The following is a 23,889-nucleotide window of genomic DNA, read 5'->3' as shown; positions in this document are numbered from 1 at the left end:
GGCCTTGCCTATCAAGGCCGATCGGCAGCGTGGTCGCGCGGATCCGGTCACTCGGCGCCGATCCCCGGCCGGCCGGATCCGAGAAACTCGCGGGATACACGGATCGGCATCGCATCCGACAGGACGGCTACCAAATCGTCTACCTCATCGACGACGAGCGGCACGAAGTAACGGTCTACAACGTCGGGCATCGCAAGGACGTCCGTCGCTGAACGCCGGCTCGTTTCGTCGATCGACGCCACGAGTCGACGAGATCGCGCCGCTCGCGTCAGAGCCGGAGCTCGCGGATCGGCTCGCCGCCGTCCCAGTCGCGCGCCGCGTCGGCGATCATCCGCATCATCGGGTACACCAGCGGCTCGGCGGCGTCGGCGATCTCGTACATGATGCCGCCGGCCGCGGCAGCGTCGGTCGCGAAGTAGGCGAAGCGGACGCCGCCGCCCGGCAGCGCGCCCTCGTGCGCCACCGGGACGCCGGCGGCCGTCATGCGCGCGTAGGTGGCATCGTACTCGGCGCGGGTCAGCCACGACGACACGTGCTGCAGGCCTTCGCGGCCGCTCGCGAGGAAGTCGCGATAGGCGCTCGGCCGGTCGTCGTGCTGCTGGATGATCTCGATCTGCACGTCGCCCGAGTTTCCCAAGGCGACCGTGACGGCCGGAGGTGGCGAAGGCGCGCCGCGATAGCGGAACGTGTCGGGGCGGAGATCGCGCAGCAAGAAGAACGGCCCGACGCCGAGCGTCTCCGTCCAGTAGGCGAGCGCGCGCTCGATGTCGTGAACGACGAAGGCGATCTGGCGGATCACGCCGAACTGACGACTCATGGGCTGCTCCTATACGGAGAGTCGGCGATGAGATCCAGCAAGTGCGCCGCGCGACTCGGCTCGATCGCCGCCGTCGCTGCGAGCCGATCACCGAGCGTCTCGCGAGAGATGATGCCCTCCCGCAGCAGGACACGGACGAATGCGATGTCTTTGGGTCTCGCGGCGGCGAGCTTGCTGACGGCCAGGTCTCCCGGCTCGAGGCACAGCCCGCGAAAGTCGTTCGTGTTGGCGTTGTCGACGACGACGAGTCGGGCCGCCCACCCATCCGGAAGAACGATCGCGTCCAAGTCGACGCCGTCGACGTAGAATCCGAACGTCCGGTGAAAGGGGCTCAGCTCGCCAATCGAGCCTTCGATGAGCGCTTCCCGCTCCGGATGCTGCTTGGGAGCGATGTCGACTTCGAGTGACCGCAGGAGGTGTCGTCGTCGCGCGTGCGCACGATGTCCGCATTCACTTCATCGAACGCCGCCCAGCGCTCCCGCGGCGACAGCACAGGCGCGAGCGGTGAGCAGCGGCGAAGCGTCTGCCCTCCTTCGGGGTCGAGCACCACGTCTCGAATGCGGTCGATCGACCAGTCGGCGAGCATGCGCTTCCACTCGTCCAACCATGGACGAGCATGCGCCTGGTCGGGGCGCGCGATCCAGGCTTCGACCAACGTCAGACATTCCGCTCGGAGGTGGGGGTGGGCTGCGAGCTTGTCGAGCGCCACCCGATGAAGGTGCCGATGCCGCCGCTCGGAACGCGAAGGGGCGCTGGAGAACACGGGTCGACCGATACACCGGGGTTCCCGCCGCGAAAAGTACCGATCGCGAGGGTGCGCCATCTCGCACCGCCGCGACGGCCCCGACCTTCCCGGCCAGGACGTCGTCACCACGGCCCTCCTCGACCGCCGTGGAGCAACTCCACCGCGGCCTGCATGGGCATGGCCTCCACCTTGGGCGCCAGCCGATAACTGCGCTCACCCGGATACACGACGAGCAGGCGGTGCAGTTTCAGATCGTCGTGGGCCGTGGTCATGGAAGGCGTGAGTCTGGGCGCGTCGGCGTACTTCACCTCCACACCCCATCGCTGCCCCCGGTGCAGCAGCAACAGATCGAGCTCGGCACCAGCCTGTGTGCGCCAGTAGTACGAATCCCCGGGTCGTGTCTGCGCGAGCAGCTGCTCGATGACGAAGCCCTCCCAGGACGCGCCGAGCTGAGGGTGCCGGTCCAAGTCCGTCTGCGAGCGCACACTCAGCAGGGCATGCAACAGGCCGGAATCCCGTACGTAGACCTTCGGGGACTTCACCTGCCGCTTAGCGAGGTTCTCGAACCAGGGTTGCAGCACGCGCACCACCAGTGCCGAGGACAGGGCATCGAGATGGCGGCGTATCGTCGTATGCGACTCGCCGAGCGAGCTGCCGATCGCCGATCCGTTCCAGATGCCGCCGGAACAGTGGGCCACCATCGTCCAGAAGCGGCGCATCGTGGTGGCGGGAACGCGCACTCCGAGCTCGGCCAGATCCCGCGCCAGAAAGGTCCGGATGAAATCCTCCCGCCAGGCGAAGCTCGCCTGCAGCGACGGCGCCAGGTAGGCCCTGGGAAAGCCGCGGCGCAACCTCGCGGCCGGACGCTGCTGGTGTCGCTCAAGGGTACGACCGCGCATCGGCGTTGCTTCGGTGCGGTCGAGGTCGAGGTCGAGATCGTGCCGTACCTCGAGCTGCCGTCGGTGCTCGCCGCGATGGCGCAGCGCATTTTCCCTCGTTGGTTGCCGTCAGGGGAGAGCGAGCTCGCGGCAGAACGTCCGGAACGGGAGCACCGTCACGGGGCCGGTGTCGAAATGCCGGTCGCCGAGATGGACCTGGAAGAAGCGCGGAATGGCCGTGCGCTCGGCGAAATAGCGGATGGATGGGCTCGGGGCGCGGTCACCGCTCTTGCATTCCACGGCAAAGAGGGGCCGCCGGTTCTTCAGGACGACGAAGTCGACCTCGCGGCGATCGGTGTCCCGTAAGAAGCGCAGCTCCATGACGTGTCCTTCGCCATCCTCCACGAAGTGGCAGTACTTGAGTAGCTGCGCGGCCACGAGGTTCTCGAAGCGGGGACCGTCGTCCGGGACCATCGACCAGTCCCAGAGATAGAGCTTGCGCTCCTTCTTCACGGCCCGGACCTTGGGAGGACCGAAGGGCAGAATGCGGAAGCACAGGTAGAGGTTCTCGAGGATCGTCAGCCAACGCTCCACCGTCTTGTGATCGACCTGGAGATCCTCGCGCAGGCTCTTCACGGAGAGCGGTGCGCCGACCCGTGCCGGCAGCATGTCGACGAGCTGCTCGACGAGTGAGATCTCGCGGACGTGCTCGAGATCCCGAAGGTCCTGTCGCACCACACGCGAGACGCGATCGCGTTGCCAGATGCGGTGCTCGCGCTCATCCTGGCGCAGGAGGGGTTCCGGGAACCCGCCGAACCGCAGGAGCGTCTCGACGTCGCTGCGCGCCGGCGTCCGGTTCAGCTCGCCCAGGGAGAACGGATGCAGGCGGAAGTATCGGTAGCGGTTGGCGAGCGAGTCGCCGCCCTTTCGGTAGTAGTCGAGCCGCGCCGAGCCGGTGACGACGACATGGCGGCGTGACCGTTCCTTGTCGTAGAGGCCCTTCACGAGGTTCCTCCAGCGCGCGTACTTGTGGATCTCGTCGAGGACCAGAAGGGGCTCGGCGGCTGGGAGCTCCAAGCGGCGGAGGCGAGCGGCATCGCGCGGATCGTCCCAACTGAGGTAGGCCGGGTGCGCCTCGGTGGCCTCGCGGCCGACGAGCGTCAGCGCGAGCGTCGTCTTGCCGACCTGTCTCGCGCCCCCGATGAACGCCATCTTCCGGGAGAGGGCCGAGCTGACGGTGCTTTCGAGATAGCGGGTGCGGCGGTCCACGACGTGGAGTGTACCCCACTTTACTCATGAGTAAAGTGGATTTCGGTCCACTATTCTCATGTGGCGGCCTCGCGCCCATCGCCGAGGGGTCCGCGGCGCTGGGGGGCGGCGGGCTGCTCGGCTGCCCGCAGCTTCGCGAGCAGGGTGACGCCCGCGTAGCCGTCGGCTGGCGTCACGCCGATGTGCTGCTGGAAGCGGCGCGCGGCGAGTCGCGTCTGGTTCCCGACTCGGCCGTCGACGCCGCCGGTGTCGTAGCCGAGCGCGGTGAGGCGGCGCTGGATCTCCTGGAGCTCGGCGAGCGTCGGCGGGCGCTCGCTGCCGGGGAACGCCTGCACGAAGGGGGCGCCGCCGAGCACGCGGTCGCCGAGGTGGAGGACCGCGAGGGTGTAGTTGCTCGACGGATTGTAGGAGCGGACGGCGTAGAAGTTCGGCTCGAGCAGGAACGCGGGTCCGCCGGCGACGGGGATCCAGAGGCGGGCGGTCGCGTCGGGACGCGGGAACGGTGTGCCGTCGGCGCGGCTGATGCCGGCCTTCGCCCAGGCGCGGTAGCTCTGCGACCCGTCCCGCTCGCGCATCCCCGTCGGCAGCCGCACCTCCGTGCCCCACGGCTCGCCGCGCCGGTAGTGGCCGCGACGCACGAGGAAGCGCGCGCTCGACCCGAGCGCGTCGGCGGGCGAGCCGAAGGGCGAGACGCGGCCGTCCCCGTCGTAGTCGATGCCGAGCGTGAGCCAGGTGTCGGGCATCCACTGCGTGTGGCCCATGGCGCCGGCCCACGAGCCCCGAAGGTCGTGGGGCGCCGCCCATCCGCGCTCGACGATCACGAACGTGTTCACGAGCTCGCGCGCCCAGTAGTCGCGGCGCCGCGGCTCGCGCCAGGCGAGTGTCGCGAGCGCGGGAACGACCGGGCGCGCGTGGTTCTTCTGCACGATGGGGTCGCCGTAGGCCGACTCGATTCCCCAGAGCCCGAGGAGCACCGCGGGTGGCACCCCGTAGTCGCGCTCGATGCGCGCGAGGAGCTCCGCATGCTCGCCGGCCTTCTCCTTGCCGGTCACGAGCCGCCACTCGGACACGCGGCGATTCAGGTACTGCCAGAGCTCCTCGCGGAACTCGGGCTGATTCCGCACCTCGTCGAGCACGCGCGGGTCGGGCGCGAGGCCCGCCGCGACCCGGTCGAACGTCGCGGCCGACACGCCGCGCGCGAGCACGCGGGGCCGGAACCCCGCGAGCCAGGCGTCGAACGCCGGGCCGTCCGCTGCCGGCGCGGGCGCGACGCCGCTCGGCACGCCGATCGCGAGCAGCGCGGCGAGCGTTCCGGCGCGCGTGCGCCGCGCGTTCAATGAAACTCGCGCTGCACCCCGGTCATCGGACCGGGCACGTAGTGGCGGAGCAGGAACTCGAGGTTCTGGCCGAGCACGCGGCGGAGGTCGGCCGGCATCACGATCTCGGAGATCGAGCCCAGGCTGAGCGCCTCGCGCGGGTTCATGAGCTCGCGCTCGTAGCGCTGGTTGAGCTCGCCTTCCTGGCCCTTCAGCCACTCGGCGATCGTCGCCTCGTCCTCGCCGGCCTTCGCGCGCGTGGCGGCGGCCGCGCGTGCCTGCTTGAGCTCGTCCTTGTAGACGTACTCCTTGCCGGCGGGGCCCATGACGGCGACGCGCGTCGTCGGGAGCGCCAACACGATGTCGGCGCCGGTCGCGTAGCTGTTGAACGCGGCGTAGGCGCCGCCGAACGCGTTCCGGAGGATGAGCAGGATGCGCGGCGTGCGGAGGTCGATGATGGCGTCGAGCATGGCGCGGCCGGCCTGCACGATGCCGCGGCTCTCCTGGTCTTTCCCGGGGAGGAAGCCGGTCGTGTCCTCGATGAAGACGACGGGGGTGTTGTAGAGGCTGCAGAAGCGGACGAAGCGCGCGATCTTGAAGGCCGCGTCCACGTCGATCTGGCCGCTCGCGACCGCGCTGTTGTTGGCGACGAAGCCGACGACGTTGCCGTTCAGGCGGCCGAAGGCGGTGATGGCGTTGCGGGCGCGGTCGGGCTGGAGCTCGAAGTAGTCACCGTGGTCGCAGATGCGCTCGATGATGATCGAGACGTCGACGGGCGTGTTGAAGCCGGTCGGCGAGTTGAAGGCCTTGCGCAGCATGACGTCGATCTCGGTCGTGGCGCGGTCGATCGGATCGGAGGTCTGCTCGACGGGGGGCGCGACGGCGTTCGAGTTCGGGAGGTAGCTGAGCAGGCGCTCGGCGGTGCGGAGCGCGCCGACCTCGTCCGCGACCGTGAGATCGACGACGCCCGAGGCGCCGTGCACCTTCGGGCCGCCGAGGTCGTCGGGCGTGACGTCCTCGCCGAGCACGCTCTTGATGACGCCGGGACCGGTGAGGCCGAAGAAGGTGTCGGCGGGCTGGATCATGAAGCTGCCCTGGCGGGGCAGGTACGAGCCGCCGCCGGCGTTGTAGCCGAACATGCACATCACGCTCGGCACGATGCCGCTGATCTTGCGGAGCGCGGTGAAGGCTTCGGCGTAGCCGTCGAGGCCGCCGATGCCGGCCGGCACGTAGGCGCCGGCCGAGTCGTTCATGCCGATCAGCGGCATGCCGCGGTTGCCGGCGAGATAGATGAGGTTCGCGAGCTTCCGACCGTTGGTCGCGTCCATCGAGCCGGCGCGGATCGTGAAGTCGTGGCCGTAGAGCGCGACGTCACGCCCGCCGATCTGGACGACCGCGGTCACGAGTGAGGCGCCGTCGAGGTTCTTCCCCCAGTTCTGGTAGAAGACCGTCGGCTCGGTGCCGGCGTCCTTGAGCACGTCGATCCGCTCCCAGACCGTCATGCGTCCCTTGGCGTGCTGCCGGAGGGTCGGGAGCACGCCCGAGGCCGCGTACGGGCGCCGCCGCAGCTCCTCGCCGGCCGCGACCGCCAGGTCGTAGGGGCCGGCCGGAGGCGGCGCCGCGCCGCTCGCGTCCTTCAAGGGGTCGTCGAGCGTCGGGGCAACGGGCACGGCGGCGGGAGGGGGCGTCGAGGCGGCTTTGGCGCTGGTCCTAGTCTTCGGCATGCGGGAGCGGTTTACCTAATGTGGGAAGGAGGAAAAGGCCAGAGCGTCAGGGCGCGGCGGCGACGTTCTCGAAGGTCGCCCGGTCGCCCGTCTTGACGCCGTGCTTGTTGCTGAAGCCGGCGTTCACCTCGAGCACGTAGCGCGACGGCACCCCGACCGTCCGCGACGTGGTCGTGAACGGTACGGCGTCCTTCACGATGCCGACGATCTTGCGGTCCTCGCCGAGGAAGAGCATGTCGAGGGCGAGCACCGTGTTCTTCATCCAGAAGGGATGCTCGACGTTCGCGTCGAAAACGAAGAGCATGCCGGCGTTGGCGCCGAGCTGCTTGCGGTACATGAGCCCGAGCGACTGCTCGGCCGGCGTCGCGGCGACCTCTACGGTGACCGGTACGTCGCCGCCCGCGGTATGCAGGACGACGCGCGGCTCGCTCGCGCAGGCGGACACGCTGAGCGCGAGCGTGAGGGCGGCGGCCGCGAGGGCGCGGCAGAGGGCGAGCGGCATGCGGCGGACGGCGGGGCTCTCGGTCACGGGAAATACTTTCCGATTTCGCCCTCGAACTCCGGAAAGTAGCGCGACACGACGCTCACGTCGAAGCGGGGGAGGATCGAATCCTTCGACTCGCGCTCCAGGAGGAACTCGAAGACCGCCTCGACGAAGCGCTCGTCGCTGACGCGCCGGCCGGCGACCAGGCGCGCCACGAGGGCCGGATCGGCGGTGACGGTGTGCCGGCTCGAGCCGCGGCTGTCGCGGACCTCGACGGCGAACGCGAGCGTCGGCTGCGTCGCGGTGCGGGTCACGGAGACGCTCACGCGAGGATCCTTTCGAGGTGGCGCGCGATCACCTCGGGCGCTTCGAGCTCGGGCCAGTGCGCGACGTCGTCGAGCCGCACGAGCTCGACGTCGGCGCGGTCCGACAGCCGCTCCTCGATCCGCGCCGCCATGTGCGCGCCCGAGACCGGATCGAGCATGCCCCAGAGGAAATGCCGCGGCACCGTCGTCGTCTCGAGCGCCCGGACCCAGCGCGCCGCGTGTCGCTCGCGGTCGCGGATGTACTGGATCAGGCGGTGGCCGATGCGGTGCCCGTCGCGGCGCGCCACCGTAGCCCAGGCGTCGGCGAAGTCGGCGTCGCTCGGCTGGCGGGTCGGCGCGTAGGTCGGGCGGAGCGCCATCGCGAAGGTCTCGGCGGTGACGAGCTCCGCCATCTTCGGCCCCTGCTCGGGATCGAGCAGCATGACCTGCGACGGCTGCGGGCGATGGAGGTCGGGGTAGATGCCGCCGTTCAGGAAGGTGACGCTCGCGAGCTCGACGCCGAGGCCACCCTCGGCGTGGCGCGCCAGGATCTCCTCGGCGACCGAGACGCCGTAGTCGTGGACGACGAGGTCGGTGCGCGTGACGCCGTGTCGCTGCCAGAGCGCGATCGCGAGGTCGGCCTGCTCGATCAGCGTGTAGTCGTGGTCGGCCGGCTTGTCGGAGTCGCCGAAGCCGAGGAAGTCGAAGGCGAGGACGCGCCGGCGCGCCACGAGCGTCGGCCACACGCGGTGCCAGTCCCACGACGACGTCGGGAACCCGTGGAAGAGCGTGCACCACCCGCCCGCGCCTTCGATGCGCGTGAACACGTTCCAGGGGCCGCTCGCGAGCCGCACGGACTCGCGCCGGTCGCCCGCGTACCAATCGTCGAGGGTCACGCGCCGTTCATGGGACGGCGCGGGGTCGGCCGTCAAGCCGGGGTTGCCTGCCGCGGTTGCATGCCCGCTGCGGCCGCGCCAGAAGACGCGCGTGAGCGGCGACGCGCGGGCGACCTGGAAGGCCCGGCGGGCGCCGCCGTCCCGAAAGGAGATCCCATGCCGAAGACCGTGATCAATCCGCCGCGCCTCGCGAAGCCGACCGGCTACTCGTACGCGATCAAGAAGAGCGGCACGCCCCTCTTCGTCTCGGGGCAGGTGGCGCTCGATGCCGACGGCAAGCTCGTCGGCGAGGGCGACGCCGCCGCACAGACCGAGCAGGTCTTCAAGAACCTGCAGGCGGTCGTCGAGGCCGCGGGGGGAAGCCTCGACGACGTGGTGAAGATCACGATCTTCGTGACCGACCCGTCCTACCGCCCGGCGGTCGCGGCGGCACGCCTCAAGTGGTTCAAGGAAGGCCAGTGGCCGGCGAGCACCTACCTCGTCGTCTCGGCGCTCGCGGTCCCGTCGATGCTGGTCGAGATCGAAGCCGTCGCGATGCTCTAAACTAACACGCAATGAGCGGAGCGCAGCGACGCTTCACACCAGGCGCGAGGGCAGCCCCCGCAGGTTGCTCAAAAAGGGTCAGCTGCAAGGCGCGACCGACTGAGCGCGGAGGCGTAGCGGAGCTACGCCGCACAAGCGAAGGAGGGAGCAACGCGGCAGATGGCCCTTTTTCAGCAACCTGCGAAGTCATTCGCCGGCCGGATCGTCGGCGAACTCGTCCGTCGCGATGGCGGGATCCGGCGGCGCCTTGTCGAGCTCGCGGCGCACGAGGTCCTGATGCGTGACCTCCTCCGCGGCGAGCTCCTCGAAGAGCGTCCGGACGGTCGGATCGGCGACGTGCGCGAGGGCGGCGACGAAGAACGCGTGCGCCTTCTGCTCGGCCCGCAGCGCCGTCTCGAGCGCCTGGCGGAGGGTCATGAAGGCGCGGACCTCGTCGTAGTCCGGCGCTTCCACGTCGAAGATCATGGCGCGTGTCACGCCGCACGACGCGTCGGCGAACATCACGCCCCGGCGCTCGGCGAGCGCCGCCCGGTGCTTCTCCTCGTTCGCCATCATGAAGCGGAAGAAGCGGGCGGCCTCCGGCGTGTCGTGCTGCGAGAGCTGGTCGGCGAGCTCGCTGTAGCGGTCGTAGGCTTCCTCCTCGATCAGGATGGCGAGATCGAGGGCGTCCTTCATCGTGAGCGTCGCGAAGTCGATGTTCCGGGTCGGGGTCATCGCGCCCTCCTGCGCGTCAGTGCTGGACGAAGGCGTCGAGGATCTGCGCGCGTGGTCTTGCCGTCGCCATCATCGCTTCTTGCCGCGCGCGCACGAGCGCGCCGAGCGTCGGCGGCGGATCGGGGTCCTGGAAGTAGATCCCGGTCAGCAGCTCGCGGCCGTAGGACTGCGCGCGGTCGAGCGCCTGGATGCGGCTCGTCGGATCGTGGCCGAGATCCGCGAGCTTCTGCATGGTCGCTTTGTGCGCCTTGATCTGCTGGCCCTCCTCGCCGTACGTCACGCACGGCGACTGCACGTTCACGAACGCGAAGCCCGGGTGGCGGATCGCGGCCTCGATCATCTCGGTGAGCCCGGCGATGTCCGCGGGCGTGCCCTGGGCCACGAAGCCGGCGCCGTACGCCAGCACGTAGAGGAGCGGGTTCACGGGGAGCTCGAGGCTGCCGTACGCGGAGGTGACGGTCCGGAGGCCCTGCGGGCTCGTCGGCGACAGCTGACCTTTGGTGAGGCCGTAGGTCTGGTTGTCCATCACGATGTACGTGAGGTCGTCGTTTCGCCGCACGGCGTGCGGGACGTGGCCGCCGCCGATCGAGAAGCCGTCGCCGTCACCCCCGGCGGCGAGCACGAGCAGCTCGGGGCGGGCGAGCTTCAAGCCCTGCGCGATCGGCAGCGCGCGTCCGTGCACGCTGTTGAAGCCGTAGGCGGTCGTGTAGCCGGGGATGCGCGACGAGCAGCCGATGCCGGAGACGAAGGCGATCTCGTGCGGCGGCCGCCCGATCGTCGCGAGGGCGCGGTAGATCGCCTGCAGGACGCCGAAGTCGCCGCAGCCCGGACACCAGATGGGTTTCAGGTCGCTCTTGAAGTCCTTGGCGACGAGGTTCATGGTCGTGCTCCTTCGGCCGCCGCGTGCGTGTTCGCGTTCGCGAGCGCGCGCGCGTGCGCGACGAGCCGCTCGACGACCTCCGCCGCCGCGAAGGGGTTCGCGCCGGACCGGCAGAACGGCGTGACCACGGCGGGTACGTCGACCGCCATCCGCAGCACGCGGTAGAGCTGTCCGAGGTAGGACTGCTCGACGACGAGCCCGGCGCGGACGCCGGCGAAGAAGCGCTCGTAGACGGCCTCGTTCACCGGGAAGAGGAGCCGCGGCGCGAGCAGCTTGACGCCGAGGCCGCGGGCCTCGGCGAGCGCGACGGCTTCGCGGCACACGCCCGCGACCGAGCCCCACGCGACGAGCGCGAGCGGCGCCCGCGGGTCGCCGTGGACGGTGAAGAGGTCGTCGCGCGTCCGCAAGGGATCGAGCTTACGGTGGCGCTTCTCGTTCATCGCCTGATGGACGCGTCCGTTCGCGGTCGGATCGCCGTGCGCGGTGTGCTCGATGCCGGCGCCGAGGTAGCTGCCGCCTTCCATGCCCGGGTGCGCGATCGGGCTGATGCCGTCCGGCGTCGCGTGGAAGCGCTCGTACGGGGCGAGCTCGGCGGCGGTCGGCCGCAGGCGGTCGACCAGCGTGAAGCGCGACGTGTCGATGCGGTCGATCACTTCCTTGCGCTGGGCGATCTCCTGATCCGAGAGGATGATCACCGGGGTCTGGTACCGTTCGGCGACGTTGAACGCCTCGACGGTCACGTCGAACGTATTGGCGACGCACGTGGGAGCGAGCACCGGCCGCACGACGTCGCCGTGCGCGGAGAAGATCGCCTGGAAGAGGTCGGCCTGCTCCGACTTGGTTGGCATCCCTGTCGACGGCCCGCCGCGCTGTACGTTCACGATCACGAGGGGCAGCTCGGCGATCGTCGCGAGGCCCAGCATCTCGGTCTTGAGCGACATGCCGGGGCCCGAGGTCGCGGTCATCGCCTTCTTGCCGCCGAACGACGCTCCGAGCGCGGCCCCGATGCCGGCGATCTCGTCCTCGGCCTGCAGCACCACGCCCCCGTACTTCCAGACCTCGCGCGTGAAGAACTGCATGACCTCGGTCGACGGCGTGATCGGGTAGCCGCCGAAGAAGTCGCAGCCGGCGAAGATCGCAGCGGCCGCGCAGATGTCGTTGCCGTCGGCGAGCAGCTTCGGCTGGCCGCGGGTGGGCGCTTCCATCGGCCGCGGCGTCGCGAGCGGGTGCGCCTCGGCGAAGGCGACGCCGAGGCCGAACGCCGCCTCGTTGGCCGCGACCAGCGCCTCGCCCTTGGACGCGAACTTCTTCCGCAGCCCGGCCAGGATGGCGTCGCGCGGGATGCCGAACCAGCCGGAGAGGAGCCCGAGGACGACGCTGTTCTTGCCCTTCTCGTTGCCGGTGGCCTTGCGCGCCATGTCGCCGAAGGGAACCGCGAACGCCTCGGCCGGGGCGACGGCGAGCGGCAGCGCGTCGGGTGGGACCCCGGTCCGCTCCTCGTAGAGCACGATCGTGTGCCGATCGACGGGCAGCTCGGCGCCGAACTTCGCGAAATCCTCCCAGTTGAGAACGACCGCGACGTCGAGGGCACCGCCGGGGTTCAAGACGGGTGCCGTCGCGAGACGGATCCGGCACGACGACTCGCCGCCGCGAATCTGCGAGCCGAAGCTCTTCGTCATCATGGCGTGGTAGCCCTCGATGGCGCAGGCGGAGATCAAGGACTCGCCGGCGCTCACGATCCCGTCGCCGCCCGAGCCGGCCATCCCGATCACAAGGTCGCGGATCATCGACGTGTCGAGGCCAGCAAGCGCGATGCCATCACGGACGCGCGGGACAAACCGCCCGATACGCGGGGCCTCGGCTCCGGCGTCGGACGGCGGTCTTCTCGTTCTTCGGAGCGCGACCCGGTCGGTCGTCGCGCCGACGGGAATCGGCGACGCGTTCAGCGCAGGTCGCGGGGGACGATGCCGTAGGCGATCAGCCCGCCGACGACGGCGCCGCACCCCGACCACGTGCGCGCGAGCCACGGGTCGAGCGCCGCCCACCAGTCGAGGAGCGCATCGAAACGCTCGACCCCCATGAACGGCGTCAAGATGCCGGCCGCGAACGTCACGGCGCCGAGCGCCCGGAAGGCGACCGGCGCGCGCGACTGCGGCGCCGCCATGAAGAGCGCCGCGCCGAGCGCGAGCCGGACGGCGGCCGCGAGTCCGAGGCCGAAGGGCCCGTGGAGCACGATCGCCAGAGCGGCGATCCAGCTCGGAACGACCACACCGATCGTCCCGATCACGAGGGTGAGCGTTCCCAGGGTGAAGGCGATGAAGGCCATGGCGCGTGCCGCGAGGGGCCATCGGCGTCGGCCCCACCGCGGTCATAGCGCGTCTGCGCCGAAGGTTTCGAGCGGTCTCTTCGCCTTGCCGTTCCGGGAGCGATCCTTTACAAAAACGCGAACCTGGGCGCCGCCGCGACCCGCGGCCGCATTTCGGCAAAGGAGCCTCAATGGATTTCTGGACGAGATTCGCCATCCACACCGTGCTCGTGGCCGTCGGCCTCGGGCTCTTCCTGCGCACCCTCTACGGGCGGGCGCGGGTGCTGCAATCGGTGAAGTGGACGAATCTCTTCGACAAGATCCCCGAGCGCATCCAGGCGCTGCTCGTCATCGGCTTCGGCCAGAAGAAGTTCCTGATCGACCGGCGCGAGAAGTCGGCCGGCTGGATGCACTTCTTCATCTTCTGGGGCTTCACGATCCTCGGCCTCCGGGTCGCCACGGCCTTCGCGCAGGGCTGGTTCGGGGTCGACTTCCACTTGCCGCTCCTCGGCGCCGACATGCTCGGCGGCCCCTACCTCCTGCTCAAGGACCTGATCGAGGTCTTCGTGCTGGTGAGCATCGGCTACGCGCTCGCGCGCTGGCTGATCCTCCACCCGCACCGGCTCTACGGCTTCCGCCCCGCCGAGGATCGGCTCGCCGGCCAGGACCACGTCGAGGCGATCGTCATCCTCTGCTGCATCGGCGGCATCATGCTCACCGATCTCTGCTTCGAGGCGGGCCGCTACATCGCGCACGCCGGGGTCGAGCACGTCGAGCTCGAGCGCCAGTGGACGCCCGTGGCGGCGACGCTCGCGAGCGTCCTGCCGCTCTCGGCCGGCGGCGCGAGCATGCTCTCCGAGATCGGGTGGTGGGGCCACAACCTCCTCATCCTGTTCATGCTGAATCTCCTGCCGCTCTCCAAGCACTTCCACATCATCACCGGCCTCCCGAACACCTTCTTCCGGAAGCTCGAGCCGCTCGGCGCGCTCTCGAAGATGGATCTCGAGAACGGCACCACCTTCGGCACCTCCCGCATCGACCAGTTCACCTGGAAGCAGGTGCTCGACATGTACACCTGCACCGAGTGCGGACGGTGCTCGTCGAACTGCCCGGCGACACTCACCGGCAAGCCGCTCGCGCCGCGCCAGCTCATGCTGAACCTGCGCGACTACCTCTACGAGGTCCAGGACGAGCTGATCGCCAAGCGCGCTGCGGCGTCCAAGCCCGCCGAAGGTGAAGAGCTGCCCGAGGTCGGCAAGAACGTCGTCGGCGACGAGAGCGTCATCCACGACGAGGTGCTGTGGAGCTGCAACACCTGCCGCGCCTGCGAGGAAGCGTGCCCGGTCATGATCGAGTACGTCGACAAGGTCGTCGACATGCGCCGCCACCTGGTTCAAGAGGAAGCGCGCTTTCCGGCCGAGCTGAACCGCGTCTTCAAGGGCATGGAGACCCAGTCGAATCCGTGGGGCCTCGGTGCCGACAAGCGCGACGCCTGGACCGAGGGGCTGCCCTTCGAGATCAAGCGCTGGTCCGAGCATCCCGAGACCGAGTGGCTCTATTACGTCGGCTGCGGCGGCGCCTTCGACGACCGCAACAAGAAGACGACGATCTCCTTCGCCAAGATCCTGAATCGCGCCGGCATCGACTTCGCGATCTTCGGCAAGGAGGAGCTCTGCAACGGCGACTCGGCGCGCCGACTCGGCAACGAGTACCTCTACCAGTCGATGGCGCAGATGCTGGTCGAGCAGATGAACGGCGCGGGCGTGAAGAAGGTGATCGTCAACTGCCCGCACTGCTTCAACACGATCAAGAACGAGCTGCCGCAGTTCGGCGGCGCCTATGAGGTCGTGCACGCGGCCGAGCTCGTGAAGCAGCTGCTCGCCGACAAGAAGATCCAGGTGAAGCGGAACGGCCTCGCCGACAAGGCGGTCACGTACCACGACTCCTGCTACTACGGCCGCTTCAACTCGATCTACGACTCGCCGCGCGAGGCCATCAAGGCCGTCACCGGCAAGATGCCGAACGAGATGGAGCGCCACGGGCGGGCCGGCATGTGCTGCGGAGCCGGCGGCGGCCGCATGTGGATCGAGGAGGATGCCGACAAGCGCGTGAACCTGCTGCGCACCGATCAGGCGCTCGAGACCAATCCCGAAGTCGTCGCGGTCTCGTGCCCGTTCTGCATGACGATGATCGGGGACGGCATCAAGGCGAAGGATGCCGAGGACAAGGTGCAGGCGCTCGACGTCATGGAGATGATCGAGCGCAGCCTGGTGTAGCGCTCAACCGCCGATCTCGCGGGCGGTGCCGGCGATGAGCTGCCGGCGGCGGCGGATCGTCGCCAGCTGCTCGGCGACCCACGCCTTCAGCGCTTCGTCCTTCGTCGCTGCCGCGAACGATCGGTAGAGTGCGATGTCGCGCTCGTCGTTGGCGCGCAGGGCTTCGACGTAGGCGCGATCGAAGGCGGCGCCGTGCAGCGCCGACAGCCGTGATTTGATGGCGCGCTGCTCGAGGTCGATGGTCTCCGGAGGGGCGGCCGAGATGCCGGCGCCGGTCGCGACGCCGAGGAGCGTGTCGTAGGTGTGGACGTGCTCGTCGTGGGCGCGGCGCGCGAGGCGGCGGACGGACGCGTCGCCGCTGCGCTGGAGGGCGAGATCGCTGAGCTCGATGCCGGCGAGGCTCCGGCCGGCGGCGCGCGCGACGAACTGGTCGACGGTGCGCGCGGGATGCGCCGCCCGGCGCTTCGGCGGGGCCGCGGCGGCGAGCGCGGGCGCGAGGGCGAGAAGACAGGCAACGGAGGCGAGGCGAGCGAGCGCGCGGGAGCGCATGGTCCGTCGACCGCGGCGCTCAGGGCGCGCTGCAGGCCGCCGGCAACGCGTCCGGCCGCGCCGCGAGCTGGGACGCGCACGCGCCGTCGAAGGCCGCGACGCACGCGGCGCAGCTCGCGACGCCGGCGAGGTCGGTGATGGGGATGGCGCCGCAGGCGGCGCCGCCCGGCATGGTTCGCGCCGGACACGACGTGATGGCGAGCGCCGCGGGCGCGACGTCGGGGGCGCCGTGACACTGCCTGTCGTCGCCGCCGCAGGCCCTGCAGAGCGTGGTGCGGAGCTTCGCCTCCTTGGCGGCGATGCGCGCCGCGGTCTTCGCGTCGGGGCAGGAGCCCGCGATCTTGCCGCGCGCCGCGCCGTCCTCGCAGCGCGCGAGGAGCGCCGCGGCGCCGCGATAGTGCGCGGCGATCGCCTTGCCGAAGCCGCGCTGGCAGCCGAGCAGGCCCGGGTCGGGCGCGGTCGCGTACGCGAGCGTCAGCAGCTCATCGGCGGCGCGGCGGAGGCCGCAGTCGAGGCAGGCCGAGACGTCGGTGACGCTCGCGATGGCGTTCGTGCACGCACCGGTGTGCCCCGGGCAGGCGGCGCCGAACCCCGCGGCTGACGGCGGGAGCGCGCCGCACGCCTTCGTGATGGCGACGGTGCGCTTCACGGCGGCGGTCGCGACCCTGGCGAGCGCCGCTGCGTCGGGGCAAGGACCGGGGATCTTGTTCTTGAGGCGCTCCGTGTCGCAGGCGACCCGCGCGTTCACGTAGGCCGAGGAAAACCTGGTGGCGGCCTTGATGACGGCGCGGCGGCACGCGCGCTCCGCCTTCCCGGGCGCCGGACTCGGCGTCGCCGTCGCGCTCGGCGTCGGTTGCGGCACGAGCGAGGCGCAGGCGCCGGCGTTGTTGCACGCGGTCGCGGCGGCGAGGGCGAAATCGGCCGCGTTGTCGCCGGACGCGCCCGTGTTCTGCGTGCGCGCCAGCGACTGGGCGCCGTTGCCGGGGAGGAGGCTCGTCGCCGTCCCCGACTGCGGGCGGGTCGCGTGGGCGTAGCCGCCGTACGCGACGCAGTCGCCGTAGCTCTCGGGCTTGTCGAAGTCCCAGGACGAGGGATCGGGCGGGCTCGCGTCGGGGGCGCCCCAGCACACCATGCCGCTCGGGCGCAGGACGCCGGCGGGGATGACGAAGTCGGGCGTGACGCCCGTGGCGGTCGCGAACTCGACGGTCGCATAGAGCACGTTCCGTCCGCTCGTTCCGTTCGCGACGCCGTTCGGCGTCAGCAGGAGCACGCCCGCGACGCCGTCCTTGTCGAACATGGTGAGGCGCGTGTTCGCGAGATCGGTCTGGCCGGCCGCGTCCAGGCGGAGCTCGACGAACTGCACGTTCGGGTCGCCGAGGAAGCCCGACCCGATCTCGCTGATGCTGACCAGGTAGAAAGCCGCCGCGGCCGACCGGGGGCACAGGCAGAGCAGGGCGAGGCCGGCGATCAGGCGTCCGAGGGGGCGGCGCATGGACTTCCTAGCGTCGGCGTCGGGCGCGCGACTGTCAAGGTGGGAATGTGCGGTGAAATGTGCGGCTCGATCACTCGGGCGCCGTGCGGTCCGCGCAGTCCGGCGTGAAGGGGAGCCCCGCCGCGGCGCGCAGGATCTGCACGCCGTCGGTGACGCCGATCGTGCCGCTCCCGTCGACGTCGCAGCGCGCGGGCGTGCACGCGGAATCGAGCTGCGCGGCGGCGCGCAGGATCTGCACGGCATCGCTCACCGAGCGCGTGCCGTTGCCGTCGACGTCGCCGCAGTCGCCGCCGCTCGGGACGATGCGGCACTGCGCGTCGCAGCCGTCGGCGCCGTCGGCGTTGCCGTCGTCGCACTGCTCGACGGGCGCGTCCACGGCGCCGTCGCCGCACGGCGAGAAGATCACCACCTCGCCGCCGTCGTCGGTCGGCGCGCCGACGGCGACGCTGCGGCCGAGCGCCGCGACCGCGCGTCCGAAGCCCGGACCGGCGCCGTCCGCCGGCAGCGACTCGAAGACGTTGCCGCCGGCGTCGTGCAGGTGGACGGCGCCGGCGTCCCCGCCCGACGGCGCGCCGATCGCGAGGAGCCCGCCGGCGTACGCGAGGGATGCCCCGAAGGACGCGCCGCCGAGTCCGGGTGGCGGGTCGATCGTGCCGAGGTAGAGGCCGAAGCCGACGTCGAAGACGTTCACCTGCGGGATCTCGGTGACGGCGAGGGTCGCGCCGCTCACCGCCATGGCCGAGCCGAAGCGGCGGGCATCGCCGTGGCGGGTGCCGACGAATCCGACCTGCTTCCCGGTCCGCACGTCGAACATGTGGACGCCGACGGGCTGCGCGGCGGCGATCAGGATCGTCGTGCGCCCGACGCGCGCCAACGACAGGACGCCGCGGCGGCTCGGGTCGGGGATCGTGTACGTGCGGACGAGGTTGCCGGTCGCGGGATCGTAGAGGGAGCCGCCGCCGGCGCCGCCGACGAGCACGTCCTCGCCGACGCCGATCGCGACCGCGCCCGGACAGCAGATCGTCCGGATCGGGCCGCCCGCTTCGCCGAAGACCGTGACCGAGCCGCCGAGTCCGTCCGCCTCGTCGCCGGGGGCGATGCCGACGAGCGGTCGTTCGCCGACGGCGCCGACGGAGAACTGCCACCAGCGGTCGGCGCCGACCTCGACCGCGAGCTCGTGGACGAGCTCGCCCGTCGCCGGGTCGAAGAGGTAGGCGTACGCATCGGTGCTGCCCGCGGTGCCGAGATTCGGCGCGCCGACCAGGAGGCGGCTGCCGACCACGGCGAGCGCGGCGCCGAAGTGCCCGCCGTTCTCGGGCACCGAAAGGCGGCGGATCGGCCGGTAGAGCGGGGCGTCGAGCGCGGCCGCGCCGGCGCTCGACGCGAAGCGCGCGCCGGCGGCCGTCGTCACACAAAGCGCGACGAGCGCCGCCGCCGCTCGTCGCGCAAAACGCACCGGGAAGCCCGGCCTCAGTGCTTCAGCTTCGCGACCGCGTCCTTCATCTCGGGCACGGCCTTGAACAGATCGGCGACGAGGCCGTAGTCGGCCACCTGGAAGATCGGCGCCTCCTCGTCCTTGTTGATGGCGACGATCACCTTCGAGTCCTTCATGCCGGCGAGGTGCTGGATGGCGCCGGAGAGCCCGACGGCGATGTACAGCTCGGGTGCGACCACCTTGCCCGTCTGGCCGACCTGGAGGTCGTTCGGCACGAAGCCGGCGTCGACCGCCGCGCGGCTCGCGCCCATCGCGGCGCCCAATTCGTCGACGAGCGGCTCGAGCACGATCTTGAAGTTCTCGCCGTTCTTGAGGCCGCGGCCGCCCGAGACGACGATGCGCGCCTCGGTGAGCACGGGACGATCCGATTTGATCTCCTCGAGCCCGACGAACTTGGTCTTGAGGGCGCTCTCGTCGAGGGTTGCGGCGACCTTCTCGACGCTCCCCGCGCCGTCCTTCGCCGCCGCGTCGAATGCGGTGGCGCGGACGGAGATGACCCGCGGCGCGCCCTCGAGCTTGACGGTCGCGAAGACGTTGCCGGCGTACATCGGCCGCACGACCGAGCCGTCGGCGTTGATGCCGGTGATGTCGGCGGCGAGGGGCGCGCCGAGGCGGGCGGCGAGGCGCGGGGTCATGTCCTTGCCGATCGCGGTCGCGGTGGCGACCACGGTGCCGATGCCCTTCGCCTTCACGAGGTCGGCGAGCGCCGCCGTGTAGGCGTCGGCCACGTAGTGCTCGAGCCGCGCGTGCTCGACCTGGAAGACGGTCTTCATGCCGTACGCCGCGGCTTCGCTCGCGAGCGCGTCGAGGCCGCCCGCGCCCATCACCACGGCGTGGCAGCTGCCGCCGAGCTTCGCCGCGGCGTCCTTGCCGGCCGCGAACGCGACCAGCGTCGTCTTCGGAAACTTCCCGTGTGAGTGCTCCGCAAATACGAGAACGTCGCTCATGGGTGGCTCCTAGATCACTTTCGCTTCGGTATGGAGAAGGGTGACGAGCTCTTCGACGGAGGCGACCTTCTTGCCCGCCTGGCGCTTCGGCGGCGGCTCCATCTTCACGAGCTTCACCGTGGGCGCGACGTCGACGCCGAGCGAGCCGACCTCGATCTCCTTCAGCTCCTTCTTGCGCGCCTTCATGATGCCGGGGAGCGAGGCGTACCGGGGCTCGTTCAAGCGGAGGTCGGTGGTCACGATGCCGGGGAGCGCGAAGGAGAGCGTCTCGAGACCGCCGTCGACCTCGCGCGTGACGGTGGCCGACTTCTGGTCGCCCGCGAGCTCGAGCTTGGAGGCGAACGTCGCCTGCGGCCAGCCGAGGAGCTCGGCGACCATCTGCCCGACCGCGTTCGAGTCGTCGTCGATCGACTGCTTGCCCATGACGACGAGATCGGGCTTCTCGCTCTCGATGACCTTCACGAGGACGCGCGCGACGGCGAGCGGCTCGAGGCCGTCGTCGGCGACGACGAGCACGGCGCGATCGGCGCCCATGGCGAGGCCGGTGCGGAGCTGCTCCTGCACGACCTTCGAGCCGACGCTCACGAGCACGACCTCGGAGCCGGCCACCTTCTCCTTGATGCGCAGCGACTCCTCGACGGCGATCTCGTCGAAGGGGTTCACAACCCACTTGATGTTGTCGGCGACGATGCCCGAGCCGTCGGGCTTTACCTTGATGCTGGTCTCGGGATCGGGGACGCGCTTGACGGTGGCGAGAATCTTCACGGCGTGGGCCTCCTTCGAAATGGCTGCGGGAAAAACGCGCCACCTAACACGGTAGAAAAAATTCGGTCAAGCGGCCGCGGCAAACGTCGTTAGCGAAAGAAAACGCGGCCTCTCAGGGGTGGAACCCGAGGCGCCCGGACAGGTCCTGGCCGGCCTTGACGACCATCGGCGCGAACTCCTTCTGCATGCGCTCGGCGGTGAGGCGATAGGCGGGTCCGCTGATCGCGAGGGCGCCCACCACGTGCCCCGTGTAGTCCTTGATCGGGACCGCGACCGCGCGCACGTCTTCGACGTGCTCGCCGGCGTCGACGGTGTAGCCGTTCTCGACGGCGGCCTTCAGCTGCTGGAGGAGCACGCCGCGCTCGGTGACGGTCTTGGCGGTGAAGCGCTTGAGCGTCTCGGGCAGGCGCGCCTTCTGCTCCTCCTCGGTCGCGAAGGCGAGCTGCGTCTTGCCGACGGCGGTCGCGTGCAGCGGCAGCGTCTCGCCGATCGTGGAGACGACCCGCACCGGCTGGTCCGCCTCGACGCCTTCGAGCGGCACCATGCCGCCCGGGCGCGCGACCGCGACGTAGGCGCTCTCGTGGGTCTGCTTCACGAGCCCTTCCATCACCGGCCGGGCCTGGCGGAGGAGCCCCATGCGGCTCACGTAGGCTTGCCCGAGGTGGAGGCTGCGCAGGCCGAGCCGGTAGTTCTCCGTCGCCTTGTTCTGCTCGATGTAGCCGCGCGATTCGAGGGTCGCGAGCAGGCGAAAGATGTTGTTCTTGTGGAGCTTCAAGCGCTTCGAGAGCTCGGTCACGCCGAGCTCGTCGGTGTCGCCGAAGAACTGCTCGAGCACGTCGAGCGCGTGCGAGACGGAGCGGATGATGTAGTTGGACTTTTCGCGCCGGACCATGGGAGTGCGTTTGGAAAGGCGTTTTAGCGCTAGTGGGTTCGTCCCTCCTTGTCAATGCGAGGTCCGGGGTGCGGAGGCGCGCCGGCGCGGCGGCGGCAGACACGCTTCCGCGCCGCTGAAATCAACGCGAAACGCATCGGTTGGCACACGCTCGCGCGGCCGGGCAGGGCGGTGCGAAACGTGTTTTCAGATGGGCGTGCTCACGCGACCGCTCCGCGCCCCTCGCCCGGCGGCGCCGGCGCGCGGCGGAGCGCCAGCGGGTCGCGCCGCATCGCCGGCAGTCCGCGCTCGCCGAGGCAGCGCGGCACGTACTCGAGCCACTCGAGCTGGGCCTGATAGCTGCGCCGCGCCGCTTCGGCGACGAGCCAGCGCACGCGTCCGCCGTGCGACATGGGCTCGCGGGAGACGAGGGCCCGCAGCGTCTCCGTCGCCTCGCGGTAGCGGCGCGTCTCGGCCGCGAAGCTCCGCAACACCCGCTCGACGTCGCCGGGATCGCAGAAGGCGAGCTTCACGAAGAGCGGATCGCGCACCGGACGCAGACGCCCGACCGGTGCCGCCATCCAGTCCGCGAGCGCCTGGCGGCCGCGCGGGCGGATCGCGTACGCGGCGCGCGCGACGTCGTCGCCGTCGTGGACGCGCGTGCGCGAGACCATGCCCTCGCGGCGCAGCCGCTCGAGCGTGGAGTACACCTGCCCGGAGTTGAGCTGCCAGAACTCGCCGAGGACGCGTTCGAAGCGGAGCTTCAGCTCGTAGCCCGTGAGGTCGCGCTCCGTGAGGAGCGCCAAGAGAGCGTGCTTGACCGGCATGGCGGGTCTCCTTTGGGTGCGCTCCGGTGCAACCGGGATGCCACGGCGGAGGCCCGCGCCGGCGCACGCCGCACGCGCGACCGCGGTCGCCGCGCGTCCGATCGCGCACGGCGTCTGTCGGGAGGGCCGACACGGGCCGTCGGTCGGGCCGCGGCGCGCGCCCGGCCGTGATCGGTGGGTAGCGGGTCAGTTCTATGGGGGGCGACGAAGACGGATCGGCTTCGTCCCGCGTCGCCTCCCATCGAACTGACCCGGGCGCGTGGCGCGGTCCGGGGCGCTCTGCTAACGGATCGTCGCCATGGCGCTTCGGATCGTGCTCTTCGGGCAAGCCGCGTTCGCGGAGAAGGTGCTGCAGGGATTGATCGCGCGCGGCGACGACGTCGCCGCCGTGTATTGCGCTCCCGACGCGGGCGGCAAGCCGGATCCCCTCGCGAGCGCGGCGCGCGCCGCGGGCATCCCGTGCCATCAGCCGCCGAGCTACAAGACGGAAGCGGTGCGCGCCGGGATCGCCGCCCTCGCGCCCGAGCTCATCGTGCTCGCGTACGTCACGCTGATCGTACCCGAGGCCGTGATCGCGATTCCGACGAAGGGCGCGATCTGCTTCCACCCCTCGCTCCTGCCGCGCCGCCGCGGCGGCAGCGCCATCAACTGGACGCTGATCGAAGGCGACCCGAAGGCCGGCATCACCGTCTTCTGGACCGATGCCGGCATCGACACGGGGCCGATCCTCCTCCAGCGCGAGATCGAGGTCGGTCCCGACGACAGCGCCGGCGCGCTCTATTACCAGCGCATCTTTCCCGCCGGCGTCGAGCTCGTGCTCGAGAGCGTCGCCCTCATCGACGCCGGCCGCGCCCCGCGCCTGCCGCAGGACGAGGCGAGGGCGTCCTACGAGCCCCTCTGCCGCGACCCGCACGCCGCCATCGACTGGACGAAACCCGCGCAGAAGGTCCACGACCTGATCCGCGGCTGCGACCCGCAACCCGGCGCCCATACCGCCGTCGGCGAGAAGCGCCTGCGCCTCTACGACAGCCGCCGCGTCGAAGGGGACGGCGCTCCCGGGGCGATCCTCGCGGTCGGCCCCGAGGGCATGACCATCGCGACCGGTGCGGGCGCCGTCCGCCCCGCCAAGGCCCGCATCGACGGCACCAAGGAAAAGCTCGCGGCCGCCGAGATCGCCGCCACGCTCGGGCTCGGCGTCGGGAGCCGGCTCGGCTGACGTACCCAAGAGGGCGGCAGCAGGCGGCGGGCCGACCGGGGCGCCTCGGCTCCCGATGTAGCCTAGTCCACCGCCACTGCGGAGTTGACCGATTGGATGACGGGATACAGCCGCTGGAGCTTGATGCGCGCGTCGGCGGTGGTGAACTGCCAGCGCACTTTGCCCTTCGTCGTGTTGCGCGCGGTCTCCCAGGCCGCGACCTCCGTGGCAAGAATACCGGCCTCCGGGATGCGGCGGCGCAAACACTGGCGGCTCAACACGCTCAGCTCCGTCTCGGCCATGTTGAGCCAACTCCCGTGCTTGGGGGTGTAGTGGAACTCCAGCTTGGCCAGCAGCCGGCGGGCTTCGGTGGGCGGGAAGGCCGCGTAGAGGGACGCCGGGCCGTGCGTATTGAGGTTGTCCTGCACGAGCACGATCGTCGTTGCCGTCGGATAGCGGACGTCGACCAACGCCTGGACGACGCGGGCGTAGTCCTGGGCCGTGCGGCGGGCCGTCACCTCGACGTGGCGCTGGCCGGCGAGCGGTTCGAACAGCATGAACAAATTGGCCGTGCCGTTGCGCTCGTACTCGTAGTC

General features: G+C 70.5%; 26 protein-coding genes. 4 read left to right on the top strand and 22 right to left on the bottom strand.

Annotation, left to right across the window (positions count from 1 at the left end):
* The first annotated feature begins 29 nt into the window (after positions 1-29).
* On the top strand, positions 30-212 hold the full coding sequence (locus IT293_02550) for a type II toxin-antitoxin system RelE/ParE family toxin (GenBank protein MCC6763518.1): 183 nt from the start codon (positions 30-32) through the stop codon (positions 210-212).
* 56 nt (positions 213-268) lie between these two features.
* On the opposite strand, the gene IT293_02545 is transcribed toward IT293_02550, so the two are convergent.
* The 10 genes from IT293_02545 to IT293_02500 form a co-directional block, all read right to left on the bottom strand.
* Complete coding sequence (locus tag IT293_02545) at positions 269-817, bottom strand: VOC family protein (GenBank protein MCC6763517.1); 549 nt, start codon at positions 815-817, stop codon at positions 269-271.
* A complete protein-coding gene (locus tag IT293_02540; protein MCC6763516.1) occupies positions 814-1,104 on the bottom strand; it encodes a hypothetical protein in 291 nt (96 codons plus the stop codon). Before IT293_02540 ends, IT293_02545 begins: the two co-directional genes overlap by 4 nt.
* A 44-nt stretch (positions 1,105-1,148) precedes the next feature.
* On the bottom strand, positions 1,149-1,526 hold the full coding sequence (locus IT293_02535) for a hypothetical protein (GenBank protein MCC6763515.1): 378 nt from the start codon (positions 1,524-1,526) through the stop codon (positions 1,149-1,151).
* 158 nt (positions 1,527-1,684) lie between these two features.
* Complete coding sequence (locus tag IT293_02530; protein ID MCC6763514.1) at positions 1,685-2,461, bottom strand: DUF4143 domain-containing protein; 777 nt, start codon at positions 2,459-2,461, stop codon at positions 1,685-1,687.
* A gap of 108 nt (positions 2,462-2,569) precedes the next feature.
* A complete protein-coding gene (locus IT293_02525) occupies positions 2,570-3,652 on the bottom strand; it encodes an ATP-binding protein (GenBank protein MCC6763513.1) in 1,083 nt (360 codons plus the stop codon).
* A gap of 113 nt (positions 3,653-3,765) precedes the next feature.
* On the bottom strand, positions 3,766-5,046 hold the full coding sequence (locus IT293_02520; GenBank protein MCC6763512.1) for a lytic murein transglycosylase: 1,281 nt from the start codon (positions 5,044-5,046) through the stop codon (positions 3,766-3,768).
* On the bottom strand, positions 5,043-6,749 hold the full coding sequence (locus IT293_02515) for an acetyl-CoA carboxylase carboxyltransferase subunit (protein ID MCC6763511.1): 1,707 nt from the start codon (positions 6,747-6,749) through the stop codon (positions 5,043-5,045). Before IT293_02515 ends, IT293_02520 begins: the two co-directional genes overlap by 4 nt.
* 46 nt (positions 6,750-6,795) lie before the next feature.
* Positions 6,796-7,278: a DUF192 domain-containing protein gene (locus IT293_02510; GenBank protein MCC6763510.1), complete on the bottom strand. Its 483-nt coding sequence runs from the start codon at positions 7,276-7,278 to the stop codon at positions 6,796-6,798.
* Entirely contained in the window at positions 7,275-7,547 is a 273-nt protein-coding gene (locus IT293_02505; GenBank protein MCC6763509.1) for a hypothetical protein, read from the bottom strand. Before IT293_02505 ends, IT293_02510 begins: the two co-directional genes overlap by 4 nt.
* A gap of 8 nt (positions 7,548-7,555) precedes the next feature.
* Positions 7,556-8,434 (bottom strand): alpha/beta hydrolase, encoded by an 879-nt coding sequence (locus IT293_02500; GenBank protein ID MCC6763508.1) that lies wholly within the window; start codon positions 8,432-8,434, stop codon positions 7,556-7,558.
* A 156-nt stretch (positions 8,435-8,590) separates the two neighbouring features.
* Between IT293_02500 and IT293_02495 the strand changes: the two genes are divergently transcribed.
* Positions 8,591-8,977, top strand: coding sequence for a RidA family protein (locus IT293_02495; protein MCC6763507.1), 387 nt, complete (start codon positions 8,591-8,593; stop codon positions 8,975-8,977).
* A gap of 186 nt (positions 8,978-9,163) precedes the next feature.
* Here IT293_02495 and IT293_02490 read toward each other — a convergent pair whose 3' ends face one another.
* The 4 genes from IT293_02490 to IT293_02475 form a co-directional block, all read right to left on the bottom strand.
* On the bottom strand, positions 9,164-9,691 hold the full coding sequence (locus IT293_02490; GenBank protein MCC6763506.1) for a ferritin family protein: 528 nt from the start codon (positions 9,689-9,691) through the stop codon (positions 9,164-9,166).
* Between the two features lie 16 nt (positions 9,692-9,707).
* Positions 9,708-10,571, bottom strand: a complete 864-nt coding sequence (locus IT293_02485; GenBank protein MCC6763505.1) for a 2-oxoacid:ferredoxin oxidoreductase subunit beta — start codon at positions 10,569-10,571, stop codon at positions 9,708-9,710.
* A complete protein-coding gene (locus tag IT293_02480; GenBank protein ID MCC6763504.1) occupies positions 10,568-12,358 on the bottom strand; it encodes a 2-oxoacid:acceptor oxidoreductase subunit alpha in 1,791 nt (596 codons plus the stop codon). Before IT293_02480 ends, IT293_02485 begins: the two co-directional genes overlap by 4 nt.
* 155 nt (positions 12,359-12,513) lie before the next feature.
* Complete coding sequence (locus IT293_02475; protein MCC6763503.1) at positions 12,514-12,897, bottom strand: hypothetical protein; 384 nt, start codon at positions 12,895-12,897, stop codon at positions 12,514-12,516.
* Positions 12,898-13,067: 170 nt separating this feature from the next.
* On the opposite strand from IT293_02475, the gene IT293_02470 reads away from it, so the two are divergent.
* Positions 13,068-15,152 carry a (Fe-S)-binding protein gene (locus IT293_02470; GenBank protein MCC6763502.1) on the top strand — a complete coding sequence of 695 codons (2,085 nt, stop codon included), beginning with the start codon at positions 13,068-13,070 and terminating at the stop codon, positions 15,150-15,152.
* 3 nt (positions 15,153-15,155) lie between these two features.
* Here the strand turns inward: IT293_02470 and IT293_02465 are convergent, their stop codons facing one another.
* From IT293_02465 to IT293_02435, 7 genes are all read right to left on the bottom strand, one after another.
* Positions 15,156-15,701, bottom strand: coding sequence for a DUF4142 domain-containing protein (locus tag IT293_02465; GenBank protein ID MCC6763501.1), 546 nt, complete (start codon positions 15,699-15,701; stop codon positions 15,156-15,158).
* Between the two features lie 19 nt (positions 15,702-15,720).
* On the bottom strand, positions 15,721-17,193 hold the full coding sequence (locus IT293_02460; GenBank protein MCC6763500.1) for a hypothetical protein: 1,473 nt from the start codon (positions 17,191-17,193) through the stop codon (positions 15,721-15,723).
* Between the two features lie 70 nt (positions 17,194-17,263).
* The gene (locus IT293_02455) at positions 17,264-18,649 is read right to left on the bottom strand and encodes a hypothetical protein (protein MCC6763499.1); all 1,386 of its coding nucleotides are present in this window, start codon (positions 18,647-18,649) and stop codon (positions 17,264-17,266) included.
* Positions 18,650-18,663: 14 nt separating this feature from the next.
* On the bottom strand, positions 18,664-19,635 hold the full coding sequence (locus IT293_02450) for an electron transfer flavoprotein subunit alpha/FixB family protein (protein MCC6763498.1): 972 nt from the start codon (positions 19,633-19,635) through the stop codon (positions 18,664-18,666).
* A 9-nt stretch (positions 19,636-19,644) separates the two neighbouring features.
* Positions 19,645-20,400 carry an electron transfer flavoprotein subunit beta/FixA family protein gene (locus IT293_02445; GenBank protein ID MCC6763497.1) on the bottom strand — a complete coding sequence of 252 codons (756 nt, stop codon included), beginning with the start codon at positions 20,398-20,400 and terminating at the stop codon, positions 19,645-19,647.
* 112 nt (positions 20,401-20,512) lie between these two features.
* Positions 20,513-21,292 (bottom strand): IclR family transcriptional regulator, encoded by a 780-nt coding sequence (locus IT293_02440; protein MCC6763496.1) that lies wholly within the window; start codon positions 21,290-21,292, stop codon positions 20,513-20,515.
* 200 nt (positions 21,293-21,492) lie between these two features.
* A complete protein-coding gene (locus IT293_02435; protein MCC6763495.1) occupies positions 21,493-22,098 on the bottom strand; it encodes a PadR family transcriptional regulator in 606 nt (201 codons plus the stop codon).
* A 298-nt stretch (positions 22,099-22,396) separates the two neighbouring features.
* Between IT293_02435 and IT293_02430 the strand changes: the two genes are divergently transcribed.
* Positions 22,397-23,314, top strand: a complete 918-nt coding sequence (locus tag IT293_02430) for a methionyl-tRNA formyltransferase (protein MCC6763494.1) — start codon at positions 22,397-22,399, stop codon at positions 23,312-23,314.
* 62 nt (positions 23,315-23,376) lie between these two features.
* Here IT293_02430 and IT293_02425 read toward each other — a convergent pair.
* On the bottom strand, positions 23,377-23,889 hold a 513-nt coding region (locus tag IT293_02425; GenBank protein ID MCC6763493.1), incomplete at its 5' end, for a transposase.

This window comes from Deltaproteobacteria bacterium (assembly GCA_020848745.1).
Taxonomy (GTDB): domain Bacteria; phylum Desulfobacterota; class Binatia; order UTPRO1; family UTPRO1; genus UTPRO1.
The sequence above is the reverse complement of the archived record's forward strand: the minus strand, read 5'-3'. Positions and strand labels throughout refer to the sequence as shown.